This is a genomic window from Pantoea sp. AG1095, from assembly GCF_003208415.1.
GTDB classification, from domain to species: Bacteria; Pseudomonadota; Gammaproteobacteria; order Enterobacterales; family Enterobacteriaceae; genus Pantoea; species Pantoea leporis.
Genome location: NZ_QKMJ01000003.1, coordinates 140,790 through 159,047, shown reverse-complemented (window position 1 = coordinate 159,047; position 18,258 = coordinate 140,790). Strand labels below are relative to the sequence as shown.

Below are 18,258 nucleotides of genomic sequence, written 5' to 3'. Positions count from 1 at the left end.
ATTTGCGAAATAAGGTGGCGGGTCATGCCTCAAAAGAAGGCGACGCTGATTGGCTTGCTGGCCATTCTGCTGTGGAGCGCGATTGTAGGACTGATTAAAAATGTCAGCGAAGGATTCGGCCCGGTGGGCGGCGCGGCGCTTATCTACAGCGCCAGCGCTATTTTGCTGATTTTCACCGTAGGCTTGCCAAAGTTGCGCACTTTTCCGCGCAGCTATTTAATTATCGGCAGCGTGCTGTTCGTCTGTTATGAACTCTGCCTGTCACTCTCATTAGGCTTTACCCACAGCGGTCGCCAGGCGATTGAAGTTGGCATGGTCAATTATCTGTGGCCAAGTTTAACCATTGTTTTCGCGGTGATAGTCAATCGACAAAAAACCCATCCGCTGATTATTCCGGGTTTGTTGCTGGCGGTTGCCGGCATTTGTCGCGTGTTGGGCGGCGACCAAGGTTTTTCATTCAGCGAAATCACCCATAACGTGATGGCTAATCCGTTGAGTTACGGCCTGGCGTTGAGCGGCGCGATTATCTGGGCGGTGTACTGTGTGGTAACCAAAAAAATTGCCAACGGCAACAATGGGATAACGCTGTTCTTTATCCTGACTGCGCTGACGCTGTGGCTGAAGTTTTTGCTCTCGCCGCAGCCGCCGTTTGTGCTATCCGCTGAGGTTTGCATCAGTCTGGCGCTTGCTGCGATGGCGATGGGCTTTGGCTATGCCGCATGGAATGTCGGCATACTGCATGGCAACGTGACCCTTTTGGCCGCTGCGTCCTACTTCATTCCGATCATCTCTTCGATTCTCGCCGCCTTTATTCTGCGCTCGCATTTGACCGTCGCCTTCTGGCAAGGTACCGCGATGGTCAGCCTGGGATCGCTTATGTGCTGGTGGTCAACGCGGGTGCAGCAAGCATAATGCTTATCCTTAGAACAAAATTAACTCGTTGATCCTTTCCTGCACAAATGGCGATCTGTTGCTATTATAGCGACGCAACACACAGCAATGCGTTGCTACGAGAATTTCAGATTGGTAACCTTTACCTGGCCCGCGCTTAGCGGGCTTTTTTTTGCCGGTTATAAATAACGCGGCTTTTCGGTGCGGAAGCCGAGGCCAATCAAGCGGCCAAACAGATGGCGCAGGAACGGAAAGCGGCTGATGATCTGCGGCACTTTACTTGGTGTGCTGCGTTTGCGCTTGTTGCTGCTCATTTTGATTTGCAGGAATTGGGTGGCGACGGTTGGGAACTGGCGGCGCTGCTGCACTTTTTGCAGATGGTGCAAGGCTACATTGCCCTGCTGCAGCGGTTTGGTCAGCATATTGGCTGCGGCCACCGCATCCTGAATCGCCAGATTAACCCCCACGCCGCCAATCGGCGACATGGCATGCGCAGCATCACCGATACAGAGCACGCCAGGTTTCATCCAGCGATCGAGTCGGTCAATGCGAATCGACAACAGCTTCAGTTTGTCCCAACCATCGACCTCCGCCATGCGCTCTGCACTGAACGGAGCCACCTGCGCCATGGCGCTTTTCAGCGCATCCAATCCCGCCAGTTTTAACTCGTCGAATTGGTTTTTCTGGATGGTGTAGCCGCACTGCCAGTAATCGCCGCGATCGATAACGATAAAGTTTTGCTTCGGTCCTTTATGACCCATGCCGAGTTGCGGATCGTCGGGATGTTTCTCCAGCCGAAACCACAATACATCGCGTGGCGCACCAAAGCTTTTTCCGGTTAATCCGGCTTTGGCTTTGACCTGCGAATTGCGGCCATCCGCACCTATCACTAAAGCGGTGCGAATGATGTGAGGCTCGTTACCCTGTAACGTTTTTACGCCACTGATTACGCCATTTTCATAAATAAAGTCATCAAATGCGGTGGATTGCAGCAGGGTAAAACCTGGAAATTCGGCGGCTTTTTTAGCGAGAAAATTGAGGAAATCCCACTGCGGCATAAAGGCGATAAAGCGGCACTCAACCGGTAGACGTGAGAAATCCGCCATAGTGATCTCTTCACCCGCCACTTCCGCCTGCAGCTTCTCCGCGCGCTGGTGCGGCAAGGTGAGCAGCTCATCGAGCAATCCCAGCTGGCGCATGATCTCCAGCGTTGAGGGGTGAATGGTGTCGCCACGAAAATCGCGCAGGAAGTCGGGGTGTTTTTCAATAACCACGGCGCGTAAGCCCGCGCGCGCCAGTAAATAGCCCAGCATTAATCCCGCCGGGCCGCCGCCAACGATACAACAATCCGCGCTTATCGCGTTTTCCTGTGCTACCTGCATCCTCTGCCTCACGCCAAAAATGATAATCGTTATCATTTATAGCATAACCTGGCGCTAATGTGATGAAACGAACGTCGATGCCTGATGCGCCGGCGGCACGGCAAAGTTGCGCTGCATGCGTTTGATCTCTTCGGCCGGCGGTAAACCGAACAGGCGTTTGAACTCACGATTAAACTGCGAGGCGCTTTCATAGCCCACCGCGTGGCTGGCCGCCGCCGCGGTCATTTCCTGACGTACCATCAACATGCGCGCCTGATGCAATCGTACCGACTTCACATACTGCATCGGCGGCTGATTGGTGATGCTTTTAAAATGGGTGTGAAAAGTGGGCACGCTCATGCCCGCCAGCGACGCGAGTTGTCCCAGCGTTAGCGGCTGCGCATAGTGCGCGTGAATGTGGCTCAGCGCTTTACCCACTTTGCCAAATTGGCCTTGCAAGGTTAACGCCGCTCGCAGCGCGCTGCCCTGCGCACCGGTCAGCACGCGGTAATAGAGTTCACGCACCAGCGCTGGGCCGAGCATCCTCGCATCCAGCGGATGATTTAGCGTTGTGAGAAAACGCAACACCGTCTCGCGCAACGTCTGATCCATTGGGCTCGACATCATGCTTTGCGCCGCCTGGCTCTCAAGGGCCACATCTTGCTGCTCCAGCACCAACAGCAATTCCGTCGCCACGCTGAAATCGAGATGCAGGTAAATCGCCAGCAGCGGATGTTCCGCCGATGCCGCGGTTTCCATGGTAAAAGGTACCGGCACCGCAACCGCCAGATAGTGCTGCTCATCGTAGAGATAAACCTGATCGCCAAAGAAGCCGCGTTTCGATCCCTGACAAACAATCACGATGCCCGGGTCGTACAGCACCGGCGTACGCGCCAGCGGCCGATCGGAACGCAGGATGCGTACGTCCGGCAGCGCGGTGAGGTTGTAACCTTCCTGCGGCGCTAACGTTTTAAGCAGTTTTACGGTTTGCTGCTGGAGCGTTTCTTTCATCGAATAACATCACCTTCATAATATTAGGCAAGAATTAAACAAGATAAGGCCTTATAGCTGTTTCAGCGCCAGAATATTATGCATCCTCTACTTTTTTGAGGAGAAACCGCAAATGTCCAACGTTAAAACATTATTCATCACTGGCGTCAGCAGCGGATTTGGCCGCGCGCTGGCACAGGTTGCGTTAAATCGTGGCTATCGCGTAGTCGGTACGGTGCGCAATGCTGCGGCAAAAGCCGAGTTTGAAAATTTGCATGCGGAAAATGCCTTCGTCTATGAATTGGATGTCACCCATTTCGCCGCCATTGAGGCGGTAATTGCCGATGTTGAAACCCACGTTGGCCCAATTGATGTGTTGGTGAACAACGCCGGTTACGGTCACGAAGGCGTGATGGAGGAATCACCGCTGCACGAGATGCGCCGTCAGTTTGACGTCAACGTGTTTGGCGCGGTGGCGATGATTAAAGCGCTGCTGCCCTTTATGCGCCAGCGCCGTCAGGGCCACATTCTCAACATCACCTCGATGGGCGGTTTTATCACCCTGCCTGGCATCAGCTATTACTGCGGCAGCAAGTTTGCGCTGGAAGGGATTTCGGAAACCCTGAGCAAAGAGCTGGCGCCGTTCAATATTCATGTGACCGCCGTCGCACCCGGATCGTTTCGCACCGATTGGGCCGGGCGTTCGATGGTGCGCAGCGCACGCAGCATCGCCGATTATGATGCGCTGTTCGATCCGATTCGGCAGGCGCGTGAAGAGAAGAATGGCAAACAGTTGGGCGATCCGTTTAAAGCCGCCAGCGCGATGCTCGATGTGATCGAAAGCAGCAATCCACCGGCGCATCTGTTGCTGGGCAGCGATGCTTTGGCATTGGTGCGGCAGAAGATGGAATCATTTAGCGCGGAGATTGATCGTTGGGAAGCACTGACGCGATCGACGGATGGCTGATGGAATAATTGCGGTGATATTCAGGTGCGCATGAATGCGCACCCTATAAAATCTCGCCACGCTGACATTCATGGCGACCGATTTACCCTCAACTGACAGGCATTATTGCAGCACTTCCAACCCCTTTCGCTCGATAAGATTGAGCAATCGCAGTGCTGCTCCGTTAGGTTTTTTCTCTTCTCGTTCCCACTTCACTACCGTCCCCACTGACATGCCGACGTAGGCGGCCAGCATCGCCTGGCTCAGATTATAACGTTGACGTAACTTATTTATTTCATCTCCCGACATCATGTGCAGGACCGGTAGCGAAGCGCGCAATTCACGCAATCTCACACGAGAATCAATTTTTTCTTTAAGCTCATCGGTGACCACGCCAATTTCATTAAAATCCTTGGCGATCTCTTGTAAATCTTTCAGATGATTAACCATCACATTTTACCTCACGCATCTTGCCAGTCTTGATGGCTACTTTTGCTTGTTCTGATGTCATTTCAAACAGTTGTTTGGCCACTTCCTTGTAGAGAGCGAGATCAGATTCAGATATCTCTCGACCACTACTTTTGAATGCGGATTTAGCATAGCCGTTGACGAAAAAAAGATGTTTTTCAGTTTTAAAGGCTACAACCGCCCGGGCCCCGCCACTTTTTCCAGCAACTAAAGGAATGCGCTTCTTGTAAACTCCCCCGCCGAAACTGGCTTCATAAATCCCTGCCATGACTTCCAGCGCCGCTTTGCATAATTTTGCACTATCGATAGCGTCACCTTTAGTGTTTCTATCGAATGGCTTTAAGACATAAATTGCCATGTGTTCCCTCCGTTCTTAATGAGGACTCTCCTTGTCCTGGCATGAAAACCTATTGTACTAAGTGCAATACATATACTCAAGCACAGTCTTCATCACTGAGCATTGTATGAAATACACTCAACCTCCCTGACCTGTTCATTAAGTGATTGTTAACAATAAATTAGCACTTCTGGCCAAATGACTAGGCAACTGATTCGCCATATTCCTGTACATATTAATTAAACTTGTATAAGTTTGATGGCTAAAGTTATACGTCAACCTTGAGGATGGAACCATGCGTCAGGATCGTAACTTTTCCACAGCGTCGGAAGCTATTGCACGCTACTTCAAAGAAGCCTCTTTGCCTTCGCAGCAGGAAACGCTGGGGCAGATTGTGGTCGAGATCTTGCGTTCAGGCCGAACGTTAAGTCGTAAAACGTTGTGCACCAAGCTGCTGTGCCGTATGGAGCAAGCACGCGGTACTGAAGCGGAAATTCACTATCAGCAATTAATCGGCCTGATGTTTTCCGTAGAACGAGAAGCCTAAATCAGGCGCCGCTGGCCTGAGAATTAACCAAGTGGTTTCCGCCTCATTCAGCTACTGGTTAGACTGAATCCACTTCGTTATTTGCCGCAGGTCTGCCGCGGTAATCAGAGAGAATATATGTACAGAAGTGATGAAGAACGGCTCACCGACATCATCATGGGCGATGCGATTTTACAGTTGCTGAAAAAATCCGGCCCGGTTTCTACTCGCGCGCTGCTTGATAAATTGCGCGTGATGGCTTCGATTGAACGCGATCCGCCGCGCCAGCAAGCGCTGAGCCGTGCGATGTCGGAAGTGATGAATCATATCGAAACTCCGCAGCAGAGCGGAATAGCGATCAAAAACACCGATAACGTGACGCATATTTTCCGCAATCGTGACGGTTCAGGTAATGGAACCAAGCACTAAACGTTGGGCGAATGCTGATTGATCCGCGTTCGCCCTTTTGTTTTTCAATGTAAACACATCACGCTTGTTTTCTTCGCGCGCCACACTGGACCGGAAGGATCGCCTTTAGCCGAGAGCAGCCTGCTGACTCAGCTTATTCCTGAAATGCAGATGGATGCATTGCAAGATCGGATATTGGTGAAGCGTTATCCTAATAAACCTACATCAACTCAATACCCAAACGCTTGAGCAGCGTGGCCCAAAGTAGAAATAGCAAGATGGTGAGTACGCAACTCGCGATCAACGTCGGCCAGAATCCGAGGCGTTGATAGAGAAATGGAAAGGCAATAAACATCGGCAAGGTCGGCACCACATACCAGAAGGTGTACCACGCGTGACTGGCAATTTTGGCCTGACTTTGGCCTTCCAGCTTCATCCAGATCAGCACCAGCACCGTCACCAAAGGCAGTGCGGCAATCAGCCCGCCAAGGCGATCGCTACGCTTAGCCACTTCAGATATCAGCACTACCATGCCAGCGGTTATGGCGTATTTGGCGATGAGCCAGAGCATCCGATTATCCTTCCTGCTTCAGGCGATTAATGCCGAATCGCACATCCGCACTGCGACATTTCGCCCGGCACATGTTTGCCGTGATGCGAATGGCGCACCTGCATTTCGCCCTGCTGCCAGGCGTTACTGGTATCGGCACGGTTTTCCAGTAAACGATTCAGCGCTTCGGCGACCAGCAGATCCCGTCGCTGCGCCCAACTGGTGAGATGCCAGGTTGACGCGCGCGCCTCATCGACATCATCAAAACCCACCACCGCAACATGTGCGCCTTGCGCGAAGTCGCGCACCGCTTGTAACGCGCCGAACGCCAGCACATCGCTTTCGCAAAACAGCGCATTGATGCGCTCGGCAGCGCGCGTTTTCTTCAAGTACGCCATCATTGCCTGATAAGCCAGTTCGCGATCGTTGCCACCGGCAGAGAGCTCGATATTCAGTTCTTTCTGTTCAGCTTGCAGGCTAGCGACAAAACCGTCCATCTGGCGCGCGGGCGCGCTATTTACCTGACTGTGCATAAAGCCGAAACGTTGATGACCTTGCGACAGCAGCAGCAATCCCATCTCTTCGCCTGCATCATAACCATCCGCAATCACAACGTTAGCATCCGCGCTGGCGCTGTGGCTGAGATGAACCGTTGCCGTCTGCGGCAGAATATCGGCCACCACACTCAGTTCATCGCTAAACAGCGAAGTCAGAAAAACCAAGCCGCCAACAGGAAGTTGCGCCGCATTACGCAGCGCGCTTTGAAAACTTTCGCGGGAATTCGCATTCAGCAGCAGCGTAATAAAACCACGCTCATTCAACTGGCGCGTGACTTCATTAAGCAGCTTTACGGTGTGGGGGTTGATGAACTCATCGCTGACAATGCCGACGATAGTGGAATTAACGGCCATGTAATGACTCTCCTGCAACTTAGCGTGCGGTAATTATTTGTAGGTAACAAAGTTAAGCATTCCACGTTACCCGAATAATCCGCGAGCGCCAATCGCTGGCCGTTATTCTTGAGACGAATTTGTTAACGACGCGTCAGCGCCAGGCGTACGCCTAAACCGATAAAGGTGATGCCCACCACACGATCAAGCAATTTCTGCAACATCACATTGCGCGACACCGCGCTAGCCGCGCTGCCAGCAACCAGAGCAAATATCACGTCAGTCATTAAACCCACAACCGCATACGTCAGGCCGAGCAACAGAAACGAGCTGGCATGATGATCGCCATCAACTACCACGAATTGTGGAAAGAAGGAGATGAAAAAAAGCAATACTTTTGGATTGGTAATCGATGTAATAAAACCGCGAATTAATAAGCTGCGCGTATTAGAGCGTGGAATTTCAGCCTGCGGTGTTTTCTCTTCTTCACGGCTAAAAAAAGTTCCCCACACCATTTTACTGCCCAGATAAATTAAATACGCCGCACCAATATATTTAATCACCGTAAATAACAGTGGCGAAGCGGTAATTAGCGCCGTTAACCCGATTGCGCTGGCAATGGCATGCGTGCAACTTCCTAGCGCTACGCCACTGGCTGATATCACACCGCTACGTCGTCCATTCGCTACGCTTTGTCCTACGACATAAGCTAAATCCGGTCCCGGTGTAATACACAGCAGAAATACGGATGCGAGGAAAAGCGGAAAGTGCGTGATATCCAGCATAGTGACTCCTTGTAAAAGGTGAATAATTCCAGCACCTATCGTAGCGGCGCAATTAATTGCGCACAATAGAAGTAAGAGACACACAATGATTAAACATATCGCGATAAATCGCGTAAGGCCGATAAATTAAGTACCGCATCAAATCACCGTACATTTCGTAGCGACGCGAATTATCGCGCAATAAATTGCGCCGCTACGGTTCACTGCAGTTGCAAATACTCAACTACGCCTCCAGCAAAATCGCGAATCCGCCATAGATCATACGCTTACCATCGAACGGCATATTCTCGCCCATCTCTTTCATACGCGGATCGGACATCATTTTGGCATTGGCGGCGTCACGTACTTCCTGCGATGGGTATTCGATCCAGCTGAACACCACCGTTTCGCCCTCTTCAGCTTTTACCGCGCGATAAAAATCGGTCTGCGCGCCTTCGGGAACATCGTCTGCCCAGCACTCGACAACACGCGTGGCGCCAAACTCTTTAAACAGCGGTGCGGCTTTAGCCGCCATGGCACGATAATCCTCCTTATTAGCCTCCGGCACCGCTACAACAAAACCATCTACATACGACATAGCTCGTTACTCCGTCGTCATTTGCGCGGTCAGTAATAACCGCCCATTCATTGTATGAATAACGCGCAACAAGAGCCGAAACAGAGATGAAAATTTGCGCGCTTACTCGCAGATTCTGCGCGCGCCAGACGATTTACGTTACACTGACGCCTTTGATCGTTACGTCACCGAGAAATCTATGCGCATCACCATTGAACCGGCCGATCAGCCGTTTATTCACCGTTTGTTGGGTGAAGAGATTGAGAGTATTGACACCGCATCCACCGATGCCACGCTATTACAGCAGGCGCTGCACAGCGCACGACAGCAGAAGAATCACGAAGCCGACCTCGACTGGCGCCGCAACGCGCTGTTTCTGCTACTGTTTGTATTTTTATATGCCGCACTCGGTGCGTCGTTAACGCTGGATCTCACGCCGCAGGCATCGAGCCATAAAAGCCTCGCTTACGCGCTGGAAGCGGTGCCGGTACTGATTGCTTTTTCTGGTTTATTCATCTCGCTGCTGTACGTATTTCTGACTCGTAGCGGCGCTCGACGCTTGCGTAACTGGGAACAGGGAATTTTTGTGCTGGAGAAATACAGCGGCGTGAATTTCAGTCGGCAAATTAATGAAATGGGATCACGCACCACGAATTATTCGCAATCGGCAATTAACGTTGCGCTGGCGCTGTTTATTTGTGTGACCTGGGTGGTGATGTATAACTATTTCACTTTCACCACCAGCGGCGTGATTGGCAGCGTGATTTCACTGTTCATCACCACCATGACCTACGTGATTCTGGATATTCAGCTGCTGAAATCTAATTCATCCATCGCTATTGATGAACCGCTGATTCCAGTTGAAGACGAAAAAGAGAAGCCATAAGGATCTCAATGTGCGACATCCCTGTCGCACATATTTCGCTAGAGTTCTTCGCCGTTGCTGGCGATGACCCGGCGATACCAGTCAAAACTCTTCTTCTTTGAGCGGGAAAAATCTCCGCTACCATCATCGTTTTTATTTACGTGAATAAAACCATAGCGCTTACTGTATTGGCCGGTGGTGAAAGATACGCAGTCAATACATCCCCAAGGGGTATATCCCATAAGATCGACGCCATCTTCGGTCACGGCTTTCTTCATCTGTTCAATATGCGCCCGCAGATAATCGATGCGGTAGTCATCATTGATCTCGCCCTTTTCATCCATTTTGTCGATGGCACCAAAACCGTTTTCCACCACGAATAGCGGCTTTTCGTAACGCTCATAAAGAATATTCAGCACATAACGCAGCCCGACCGGATCGATCTGCCAGCCCCAATCTGAGGCTTTAACGTGCGGGTTCGGTACGCTGCCCTCGAAGCCTGAAAGCGCCGTCCCGCTACCGGCATTTTCTTTACTGACCGCATTACTCATGTAATAGCTCAGCCCGATATAATCGGCACAGCCTTCCCGCAGGATCTGCGCATCATCGGCTTCCATTGCAATGTGGTATCCCTTGCGTTGCCATTCATTGAGAATATAAGCCGGATAATGACCGCGCATGTGCACATCACTGAACAGGAATCGCTCCCGCATCGCTTCCTGAGCATACATCACGTCATCCGGATGACAGGAAAACGGATAGAGCGGCACCATGGCGATCATGCAGCCAATTTGTAGTGCAGGATTAATTTCATGTCCCAACTTCACAACTTGAGCACTCGCCACAAATTGATGGTGCAGAACCTGATACATGCACTCTTCAGGATTAGGCTCGTGGGTGAAAATAACGCCCGAGCAGCAATAACCAAACAGCGGGGTTTTCCAGTTGCGCTGATTATTAATTTCGTTGAAGGTCATCCAGTATTTTACTTTGTGCTGGAAACGATTAATGACCACCGCGCTGAAGTGGACAAAGAAGTCCAAAACTTTTCTATTTTTCCAGCCGCCATATTCGGTTACCAGGAAGTTTGGCATCTCAAAATGGGACAGCGTAATTACCGGTTCAATCCCGTATTTCAGCAGCTCATCGAATAGCGCATCGTAAAAATGCAACCCCTCTTCGTTCGGCTCGGCTTCATCGCCGCGTGGAAAAATACGCGACCAGGCAATTGAGGTGCGGAAGCAGCGGAAGCCCATTTCTGCCAACAGCGCGATATCCTCAGGATAGCGATGGTAAAAGTCTGATGCCTCGTGATTGGCATAAAAGCAGTCATCCTGAATGTCGGCGGTGATGACGCGATCAACACCGTGCGCCCCGCTGGTCAGGACATCGACTATGCTCGGGCCTTTACCGCCTTTATCCCAGGCTCCCTCGACCTGATGAGCGGCAACAGCACCGCCCCACATGAAATTTTCTGGAAATTGCTTATTCATAATCTGTATCTCTATTTATCAGAGGGTGCCAGGCTGCGGCACAGAGCGAACGTCAGGTTGGCTGTTTTCTTTGAATCCCGCGACCCAGGAGAAAACCATGCCCAATATGAAGGCGACGAATATGGATACCAGGAAGCCGAGGAACTGCGTCATGTGCCCCTCTTTAAAGAACACCGGCAGGACGGCAATGCCGGGAATGCAGTAACTCCATGAAACCGCGTTGAAAGCCCCGGCGATCATGCCGCCGGCAGCGCCCGCCAGGCAGCCACAAATCATCGGTCGTTTAAGACGCAGAGCCACACCGTAAATGGCGGGTTCAGTGATGCCGAACAGCGCCGTTACACCCGCAGAAAGCGCCATGCGCTTAAGCTCAGCGTCTTTCGCCTTCAGGTATACGCCCAGCACCGCGCCCGCCATACCGAATACCGCGGAGGCTTGCAGTCCGGTAAAAGTGTCGTAGCCCAGGGTGGCATAGTTACCGACGGTCACTGGCGTGATGCCCCAATGCACGCCCAAGGTAACCAGTGGCATCCACAAGGCACCAACCACAAATCCGGCAATGGCAGGACTGAGATGATAAAGGGTGTTATAGACGCCACCGATGGCGCCGCCGAACATATTGCCGATCGGGCCAAATGCCAGAAGCGTGAACGGAACCATGATGGCGAGGCAGAACATGGGCGTGAACAGGTTGCGTATCACCATCGGAAGCAGGCGCTCGAAGAAACGCTGTACATACGACATGCCCCACACCATCAAAATAATGGGGATCACTGACGAGGTGTAACTCAAATACTCTACCGGCAGCCCCATAAAGGTCAGCGGCGCGGCATCAAGCGGAATGCCAGCGATCTGCACCATCACCTTTGAAATCTCGGGATTTTCAACCACGCCCTTCATCAAGGCCTGCACTAAGGGATCGGCTGAGTTGGCGGTAAGGATTTTGTTGGCCGTCAACATATTAAGGTAATCCGGCGACACCAGCGCGCAGGCGGAGATAACCGCTGTGAACGGATTGACGTTAAATTTTTTTGGCGGCGGTAAACGCAACCATCACGGGCAGGAAGGTAAAGCCGGTCCACGAAACGAAGTTAAGGATGCGATAAGTGCCGCTTGCCGGATCCATTAGGTCGATGGCGGTCAGCAGCGAAATGATGCCCTGCAGCACACCGCAGGCTGCCAGTGGATAGAGAAAAGGCGCAAATATGCTGGAGATGATATCCATAATGCGGCTAACGATACCGATATTAGGCTGTGGTACCGCTGCACTTTCGTCGATAGTGATTAGATTCTGCACTTCGCGGTAAGCATCACCAACGTGATTACCAATCACCACCTGCATCTGGCCGCTGGCCTGCATCGCGGTGATAACGCCTTTTACCCGCTTTAGTGATTCAACCTCGACCAGAGAATAATCTTTCAGCACAAACCTCAGACGTGTAGCGCAATGTGTCACACTTATCACATTATTATCGCTACCTATCAGTCTAACGATCTCTTTCGCAGAATCCGCATAATCTATTGCCATGGTTTTCTTCCATTGCCAGAGGGAATTCAGCCCGTCAGGAGCGGACTAATTCCGGCAATGTTAGAAAATCATCCCGGCAATGTCACGAGGTCACAATATGTTATAACGGGTCGCTAATTACAAAAATGTCACACCGCGTGACATATCGCTGACATTATTCACCACCAGCTTTCTGCCTATCGATTCAAGAATAAAAATGACCGGAACCTGAGTGGTAATATCGTATTCGCTTTCTATCAAAATGCGAGAAACATGGTAAGGAACAATAAAGTCAGAAAGTTTTGCCAGTGTTGAATCCGGGTTACAGGTAATAGAAATTACTTTGCACTTGTGAATAACAAACTGCCTGGCAAGCTTCAATATTTCGGGAGTTTCGCCAGAGACTGAAAGTACGATAGCCACTGAACTCTGCACCATATCGGTACTCACCGGATAATAGGGATCATCAATGTGATTACTGAACTTGCCTACATTAGAGAAGAAACGCGCACCATACCTGCCAAGCGTGCCAGAGCTGCCTGCGCCAGCAAAGAACACCCGTTCGGCATCACGAATGTATTGAGCCGCCTGGTTGATCATCTCATCAAATTCATCGTTTCTGATGCTTTTAAAAAAGGTCAATATTTCCTCAGCTCCATGAGGAATCAGTAATGTGCTATTTTTGTTCAGGTGCAACTTCATACTCGCTTTGAGTTCTGAGTAACCTTTGAAATCCATTTTTTTACAGAATCTCAGAACAGTCGCGGTAGATACGCCAGAATTATCAGCTAGCTCTCTTATCGTCATATAAATAACGGCATTGATGTTTTTAATAATGTAATTATGCACGCTGCTTTCGAGGGCATTTAAGGTTGATAGTTTTCTGGCGTTAAACATCTATTCAAACATCCTGACGATTCAATTATGACGCTTATCATGTCACAAACCGTGACATCTGAGGGATGTTTAACGAGTAAACCCGCGCGGCAAACCAAAAGAAATTGTATTAATTGTGATAGCTCGCACAATTTGGATCAAGCATGGCGGAATGCACATTAGTTTTCCAGCGCAGTAAGGATCGTCGCTTCCATTTTTTCTGGTTTGGTGATCGGTGCAAATCGCTTGATCGGTTTGCCGTCGCGCCCGATCAGAAACTTAGTAAAGTTCCATTTGATCCGCCCGCCCAACACACCGGGTAATTCGGCTTTCAGGTAGCGAAATACGGGGTGCGTTGCGGCGCCGTTAACCTCGACTTTCTCGAACATCGCGAAGCTCACACCGTAGTTGATGAGGCAGGTCTGCGCGATATCATCGGCTCCGCCAGGTTCCTGCTTGCCAAACTGATTGCAGGGGAAACCCAATATCATCAGCCCATTGTCCGCGTACTTCTTGTAGAGCGCTTCAAGGCCTGCATATTGAGGAGTAAATCCACAATGGCTGGCGGTATTCACCACCAGAACCAGCTTCCCGGCGTAATCGGCCATAGAGATGGGCTGGCCTTGCAAGCTGATGGCATTAAGTTGATGAAAGGTGGTCATGTATCAATCCTCAGAGCAGAATCAGTTCGGCATTAAAGACGGTGCTTTGATCAGCGGCCTCTGCGCCTTATTCTATGATTAAAGCGCCTGCGATTCATGTTAGACGTGATGTGTGAAACGTCATGACTACCGCACCAAGAAGTAATAAACCACTCAAGCCGAAAGCACTTTGCCAACCCAGACTGTCGAAAATCAAACCCCCAACGGTTGATCCAAGCGCAATGGAGAGTTGGATGACAGCAACCATCAGACCACCACCTGCCTCTGCATCTTCGGGTAGCGTCCGCGCGAGCCATGTCCACCATCCGGTTGGCGCGGCTGTCGCAAGCATTCCCCACAGGCTCAGCAAAACGGCAACAATCCACATGCTGTGGCCAAACAAAAGTAACGTACCGGCAATCGCTGACATAAGCAGTGGTATCAAGATTAATGTCGGATAAAACCTTGAGTTCAGGAAGGTCGAAACAAACGTTGTGCCGATAAAACCTGCTGCGCCTATAGCAAGTAAAATCCAGGACAGGCCAGGCGCGCTCACTCTGGTCACGTTCTCCAGAAACGGTCGCACGTAGGTAAATAAGGAAAACTGTCCCATAAAGAAGAGTCCGCAAGCCAACAGCCCCATTGATACGATAGAGACTCTGAAAAGACCAAGCACCGATCCCTGTGGCTTGCGCGCATTATCGCTTTCCATCGAAGGCAGGCTGAGGCATTGCCAGATGAATGCAACTATCGCAAGCGGTACCAGACATAAAAAGGCACCCCGCCATCCGACAGTCGCCCCCAGGTAGCTACCCAGCGGTGCCGCCACAACGGTGGCCAGCGCGTTCCCGCCGTTAAAAGTCGCTAGCGCGCGGGTAACCTTGTGCTGCGGTACCAGCCGAATGGCTGTTGCGGCCGACATTGACCAGAATCCACCGATGACGATTCCAATCAGCGCTCTCCCGAGCATATAAACCGAATAACTGGCCGCCAGCGCGACAATGATTGCCGATACCGCCATCAAAATCGTTAGTCCCAGCAGAAGATATTTCCGATTCAGGTCCCCGGCAATGCGGGAGATAGTCAGGCTGGTAATCACCGCCAGCGCGCCAGAGATGGCAATTCCCTGTCCTGCCAGTCCTTCCGTGACATGCAAGTCGCGGGCAATAGGTGTTAGCAGACTGACCGGCATAAATTCAGAAGCGATCAATACAAAAACGCAGAGCGTCATCGCAAAAACGCCCCCCCAATACGACTGAGTTTTATGGTGAGAGGATTTAATATTTACTGTGGACATTATCAACTACTCTTCAAATCGATCCGACCTGATTCAGGCGAAAGTGGGAGATGCGCTTTTCAGGGAATAACATCATCATTTCACTGCGTTACATCAGGCGAGTTAATGCCTAATGCTCGTCAGTTAAGACATGAAAACCCGTAATTACCGAGAGCACGCATTGTAGCGGCGCAATTTATTGCGCGATAAATCGCGCCGCTACAAAAGGTGCGGCGATTTGATACGGCGCTTAACTGAACGGCATCAGGGAAGTTAATGCCAGCCGTGAAGTAGAGGTGGCATGGTAAATGCAAATTATTTCAGAAAGTTACCTTAAATTTGATTTGAAAAATTGTTCAAACTTAGCAAACGGGATCTTTCCAGCCACGTTGTCATATAAGTCCACATGATTTGCCCCGGGAATAATCACCAGCTCTTTCTTTTTACTCCCGATCGCCTTAAAAGCGTCTTCAGCAAAATAACGTGAATGGGCTTTTTCACCGGTCACAACAAGCGCAGGGATAGTGATTTCATTTGCATAACTCAGCAGCGGCATATTCATAAATGACAGTGGCATTGTTGCATTCCATGCGCCGGTTGAGTTGACCGAACGCGCATGGAAACCGCGTGGCATGCGGTAATAATCAAAGAATTCTTTCAAGACTGGATTTGGATTAGCGGGTAACGTTTCCGGCAGAATACGCTCAGAAGCGCTGACTTTACCTTTTTCGTCAACATCAATGTCGTGACCACCGGGCACGAAAGTGCCGTTTTCCGCATCCTTCCAGCGCTGCGCGTTCAGATACTGCAACACAGCACGACGATCGGCGCTGGTGTAACGATCTTTGCCATCGCCTACGCCGTGGCCCATCGCGCGGCTCATGTCATACATCACGCTGGTTGCTACTGCTTTAACGCGTGTATCCATCGCAGCGTCGTTTAACGCCATGCCGCCCAGACCGCAAATACCTAGTAGACCGATATGGTCGCGGTCTACCTCATTTTGCAGACCTAAGAAATCAATTGCCGCGCTGAAATCCTCAGTATTGATATCCGGAGACGCCACATTACGCGGGTAGCCGCCACTTTCGCCCGTATATGAAGGGTCAAACGCGAGGGTGACAAATCCCTTTTCAGCCAGCGTTTGCGCGTACAGGCCGCTGGATTGTTCTTTGACTGCACCGAAGGGCCCGCTGATGGCAATGGCTGCCAGCTTGCGCTCGCCGCGATCCTTTGGAAGATAAAGATCCCCAACTAAAGTGATCCCATAGCGGTTCTGAAAGGTAACCTTACGGTGATCAACTTTCGTACTTTCAGCAAAGGTTTTATCCCAATTTTTGACCAGCGAAATAGGTGCGTTCGGATTGCTGGTATCAGCATAACTCATCGTTGTAACTCCACTTAATGATGCGCATAGCAGCATTGCAGGTAACACTGCTGTCAATTTTTTAGTGAAAACAGTCATTAAAATCCTCCTGAATAAACATCAAAGAGGCAGGTTTCATACCGACAACGCTGCTGTGCTTTGTTGCAATGTGCACATTCTAGTTAGCAGCATGTGTTCTGATTAGAGGGGAATTTTTGCTAAGATTGATATCAAATTGTTCCAAATAACGATGTAGTCATAAGGGCGGGATGATGGCAAAACGGGAAAACTACAACGATCTCTACCTGTTCATGCTGGTGGTGCGCGAGGGGAGTTTTACCGCTGCGGCGAAACGCCTTGGCCTGGCACAATCAGGTATCAGTCGTTCAGTGCGTGAACTTGAAGAAAGACTTGGCGTTCAACTCATTGTTCGCACCACGCGCAGATTATCGCTCACCCATGCCGGTGAGCAGCTTTATCTAACCGTTGAGTCAGGATTCGATGCTTTAGATATGGGGCTCGCTAAGCTGGCCCACTATCGCCAGACCCCATCCGGTACGGTGCGTATCAATGCCAGCCAGCACGCGATAGATAAAGTACTCCTGCCAAAACTTGCGGTATTCAAACAACGCTATCCCGATATCAGACTGGAGCTCATCAGCGAAAGCCGGTTTGTGGATATCATTGCGGAGAGATTCGATGCGGGTGTACGTCTGGGGCCGGAGGTTGGCAGCGGCATGATCGCTGTACGCATTTCGCCCGACATGGAGATGGCCGTTGTCGGTACGCCAGAACACTTTCGTCGCTACGGCTTTCCGCAGATCCCCGCAGATTTGGCCGTTCATCCCTGCATCGCTTATCAGTTAGGCGATGGCAGCCTTTATGCCTGGGAACTTCATCAGGATGGCAAAAAAATCACCCATCGGCCGCAAGGGCAATGGGTTTTTGCTGACAGCTATATGGAAGCGAAAGCCGCTACTCTCGGGCTCGGGCTGGCTTATGTCCCGGAAGAGCTGGTTTCTGAGGATCTGGAACAAGGAAAGCTGATCAGGGTTCTGCAACGGCACAGCCAACGTCTGGAAGCTTCATTTCTCTATTATCCGCATCGCAATGTGTCACCCGCTTTGCGCGCGGTTATTGATACATTGAGAATTTAAAAGGTTTTCAATGGAAAATATGTATACCTGCCAATATCATCATCTCTCTCATTCGCCCACTGTTAATTAATCCTGAAGTAAATAAAGGCTTCTTAGCAACCTGAAACTTTAATCAGCATTGGCACTCTCCCTCCCGACGTTTTCTGGAAATCGATTAAACACCAGCAAATACACGTATTTTTGCTGTTTGGCCGTGCATAATTTGACATGTTGGGAAGCGGCGCAAAAAGCAGATTTTGCTCTGGTATCAACAGTCTAAATAATCAAGATGAATTCAGAGCTTATCTGAAAAACCATAGCCTTACATAACCCAAATACTCTTTTATCCTCTCAATAACGAGGACATTTAAATTAATTCTGTTAATTTTT

Annotated in this window: 19 protein-coding genes and 1 pseudogene; 6 read left to right on the top strand and 14 right to left on the bottom strand. The window is 50.5% G+C overall.

Translation table 11 applies throughout. The annotated features are described in order from the left end of the window. Window positions 1-24 precede the first annotated feature (24 nt). Window positions 25-912, top strand: coding sequence for an aromatic amino acid DMT transporter YddG (yddG, locus tag DEU53_RS09390; protein ID WP_110866818.1), 888 nt, complete (start codon window positions 25-27; stop codon window positions 910-912). A gap of 158 nt (window positions 913-1,070) precedes the next feature. Here yddG and DEU53_RS09385 read toward each other — a convergent pair whose 3' ends face one another. Together DEU53_RS09385 and DEU53_RS09380 are read right to left on the bottom strand one after the other, a co-directional pair. Beyond that, window positions 1,071-2,273, bottom strand: a complete 1,203-nt coding sequence (locus DEU53_RS09385; RefSeq protein WP_110866817.1) for an FAD-dependent oxidoreductase — start codon at window positions 2,271-2,273, stop codon at window positions 1,071-1,073. Window positions 2,274-2,327: 54 nt separating this feature from the next. Continuing rightward, the gene (locus DEU53_RS09380) at window positions 2,328-3,263 is read right to left on the bottom strand and encodes an AraC family transcriptional regulator (RefSeq protein WP_110866816.1); all 936 of its coding nucleotides are present in this window, start codon (window positions 3,261-3,263) and stop codon (window positions 2,328-2,330) included. Between the two features lie 112 nt (window positions 3,264-3,375). On the opposite strand from DEU53_RS09380, the gene DEU53_RS09375 reads away from it, so the two are divergent. Beyond that, a complete protein-coding gene (locus DEU53_RS09375) occupies window positions 3,376-4,209 on the top strand; it encodes an oxidoreductase (RefSeq protein WP_110866815.1) in 834 nt (277 codons plus the stop codon). 102 nt (window positions 4,210-4,311) lie between these two features. Here DEU53_RS09375 and DEU53_RS09370 read toward each other — a convergent pair whose 3' ends face one another. Together DEU53_RS09370 and DEU53_RS09365 are read right to left on the bottom strand one after the other, a co-directional pair. Next, window positions 4,312-4,638 (bottom strand): DNA-binding transcriptional regulator, encoded by a 327-nt coding sequence (locus tag DEU53_RS09370; protein ID WP_110866814.1) that lies wholly within the window; start codon window positions 4,636-4,638, stop codon window positions 4,312-4,314. Next, on the bottom strand, window positions 4,631-5,014 hold the full coding sequence (locus DEU53_RS09365) for a type II toxin-antitoxin system RelE/ParE family toxin (RefSeq protein ID WP_110866813.1): 384 nt from the start codon (window positions 5,012-5,014) through the stop codon (window positions 4,631-4,633). The genes DEU53_RS09370 and DEU53_RS09365 overlap by 8 nt, the downstream gene beginning before the upstream one ends. A 274-nt stretch (window positions 5,015-5,288) precedes the next feature. On the opposite strand from DEU53_RS09365, the gene ycgZ reads away from it, so the two are divergent. Together ycgZ and DEU53_RS09355 are read left to right on the top strand one after the other, a co-directional pair. Continuing rightward, a complete protein-coding gene (ycgZ, locus tag DEU53_RS09360; RefSeq protein ID WP_110866812.1) occupies window positions 5,289-5,540 on the top strand; it encodes a regulatory protein YcgZ in 252 nt (83 codons plus the stop codon). A 117-nt stretch (window positions 5,541-5,657) separates the two neighbouring features. Beyond that, the gene (locus DEU53_RS09355) at window positions 5,658-5,948 is read left to right on the top strand and encodes a hypothetical protein (RefSeq protein WP_101761585.1); all 291 of its coding nucleotides are present in this window, start codon (window positions 5,658-5,660) and stop codon (window positions 5,946-5,948) included. A gap of 199 nt (window positions 5,949-6,147) precedes the next feature. Here the strand turns inward: DEU53_RS09355 and DEU53_RS09345 are convergent, their stop codons facing one another. From DEU53_RS09345 to DEU53_RS09330, 4 genes are all read right to left on the bottom strand, one after another. Then, complete coding sequence (locus DEU53_RS09345; RefSeq protein WP_110866811.1) at window positions 6,148-6,498, bottom strand: DUF3147 family protein; 351 nt, start codon at window positions 6,496-6,498, stop codon at window positions 6,148-6,150. A 26-nt stretch (window positions 6,499-6,524) separates the two neighbouring features. Continuing rightward, entirely contained in the window at window positions 6,525-7,388 is an 864-nt protein-coding gene (locus tag DEU53_RS09340; RefSeq protein WP_110866810.1) for a substrate-binding domain-containing protein, read from the bottom strand. A 122-nt stretch (window positions 7,389-7,510) separates the two neighbouring features. Further along, window positions 7,511-8,152, bottom strand: a complete 642-nt coding sequence (locus DEU53_RS09335; RefSeq protein WP_110866809.1) for a LysE family translocator — start codon at window positions 8,150-8,152, stop codon at window positions 7,511-7,513. A 223-nt stretch (window positions 8,153-8,375) separates the two neighbouring features. Beyond that, on the bottom strand, window positions 8,376-8,729 hold the full coding sequence (locus DEU53_RS09330; RefSeq protein WP_101761588.1) for a DUF1428 domain-containing protein: 354 nt from the start codon (window positions 8,727-8,729) through the stop codon (window positions 8,376-8,378). Window positions 8,730-8,907: 178 nt separating this feature from the next. Between DEU53_RS09330 and DEU53_RS09325 the strand changes: the two genes are divergently transcribed. Further along, window positions 8,908-9,594 (top strand): hypothetical protein, encoded by a 687-nt coding sequence (locus DEU53_RS09325; protein ID WP_110866982.1) that lies wholly within the window; start codon window positions 8,908-8,910, stop codon window positions 9,592-9,594. A 38-nt stretch (window positions 9,595-9,632) separates the two neighbouring features. On the opposite strand, the gene DEU53_RS09320 is transcribed toward DEU53_RS09325, so the two are convergent. The 6 genes and pseudogenes from DEU53_RS09320 to DEU53_RS09295 all read right to left on the bottom strand — a co-directional run bounded on the left by DEU53_RS09320 (window position 9,633) and on the right by DEU53_RS09295 (window position 16,831). Then, the gene (locus DEU53_RS09320) at window positions 9,633-11,069 is read right to left on the bottom strand and encodes a 6-phospho-beta-glucosidase (RefSeq protein ID WP_110866808.1); all 1,437 of its coding nucleotides are present in this window, start codon (window positions 11,067-11,069) and stop codon (window positions 9,633-9,635) included. Window positions 11,070-11,084: 15 nt separating this feature from the next. After that, window positions 11,085-12,594, bottom strand: a pseudogene (locus tag DEU53_RS09315) (PTS transporter subunit EIIC). Between the two features lie 117 nt (window positions 12,595-12,711). Continuing rightward, a complete protein-coding gene (locus DEU53_RS09310) occupies window positions 12,712-13,470 on the bottom strand; it encodes a MurR/RpiR family transcriptional regulator (protein ID WP_110866807.1) in 759 nt (252 codons plus the stop codon). A 158-nt stretch (window positions 13,471-13,628) separates the two neighbouring features. Next, entirely contained in the window at window positions 13,629-14,111 is a 483-nt protein-coding gene (locus DEU53_RS09305) for a glutathione peroxidase (RefSeq protein ID WP_110866806.1), read from the bottom strand. Between the two features lie 94 nt (window positions 14,112-14,205). Then, window positions 14,206-15,387, bottom strand: coding sequence for an MFS transporter (locus DEU53_RS09300; RefSeq protein WP_110866805.1), 1,182 nt, complete (start codon window positions 15,385-15,387; stop codon window positions 14,206-14,208). A gap of 307 nt (window positions 15,388-15,694) precedes the next feature. Next, the gene (locus DEU53_RS09295) at window positions 15,695-16,831 is read right to left on the bottom strand and encodes an alpha/beta hydrolase (protein ID WP_110866804.1); all 1,137 of its coding nucleotides are present in this window, start codon (window positions 16,829-16,831) and stop codon (window positions 15,695-15,697) included. A 173-nt stretch (window positions 16,832-17,004) separates the two neighbouring features. Here DEU53_RS09295 and DEU53_RS09290 point away from each other — a divergent pair, with 173 nt between their 5' ends. Further along, window positions 17,005-17,889 (top strand): LysR family transcriptional regulator, encoded by an 885-nt coding sequence (locus tag DEU53_RS09290; protein WP_110866803.1) that lies wholly within the window; start codon window positions 17,005-17,007, stop codon window positions 17,887-17,889. The last annotated feature ends 369 nt before the right edge of the window (window positions 17,890-18,258 follow it).